General features: G+C 58.7%; 2 protein-coding genes. One reads left to right on the top strand and one right to left on the bottom strand.

What is annotated here, in order from left to right:
* Window positions 1-145, bottom strand: a 145-nt coding sequence (locus OC23_RS19625) for a polyhydroxyalkanoate synthesis regulator DNA-binding domain-containing protein (RefSeq protein ID WP_413772397.1), incomplete at its 3' end; no start/stop codon positions are given.
* A 1-nt stretch (window position 146) separates the two neighbouring features.
* Here OC23_RS19625 and OC23_RS19135 point away from each other — a divergent pair.
* Window positions 147-299 (top strand): hypothetical protein, encoded by a 153-nt coding sequence (locus tag OC23_RS19135; protein ID WP_161792254.1) that lies wholly within the window; start codon window positions 147-149, stop codon window positions 297-299.
* Window positions 300-409: the final 110 nt, after the last annotated feature.

Genomic DNA, 409 nt, shown 5'->3' with positions numbered 1-409 from the left:
CATCGACGACGCGAAACTCTTCGGTCTCCATGACGAGCTGCTTGACGTCTGCCAGTGTGATGTACGTGCTGGTCTGGGTATCGTAGAGTCGGCGGTTGGGATATTTCTTGATCAGCCGTTCGGTGCCCTTCTTGCTGGTGGCCATCGTGCCTTTCCGTGTTGGCGATGCTGCTGCGGTGCAGCCGATGCAGTGCGAAATGACCGCACCAGGCGATGCAGCAAAATACGCGGTTGCCCGGCTGTTCCGATCTGCGCGTGAATGCTGCATGCAACAGCAGCGCAGATGCATCCGGTTATGATCGGACGCCCCGTGGCTCCCTGCGGAGCGCCTCCGTGGTTGGATTCTATGCGGATCGCCCTGCAAAGAAAAGGCGACCTTCCCCGGTAAAAACCCGCAGCATTTTGATGC

It is taken from the genome of Acinetobacter sp. A47 (assembly GCF_000805455.1).
In the GTDB taxonomy this organism is placed as follows: Bacteria; Pseudomonadota; Gammaproteobacteria; order Pseudomonadales; family Moraxellaceae; genus Acinetobacter.
Note: the sequence above shows the minus strand (reverse complement) of the source record. Positions and strands in the feature narration are given on the sequence as shown.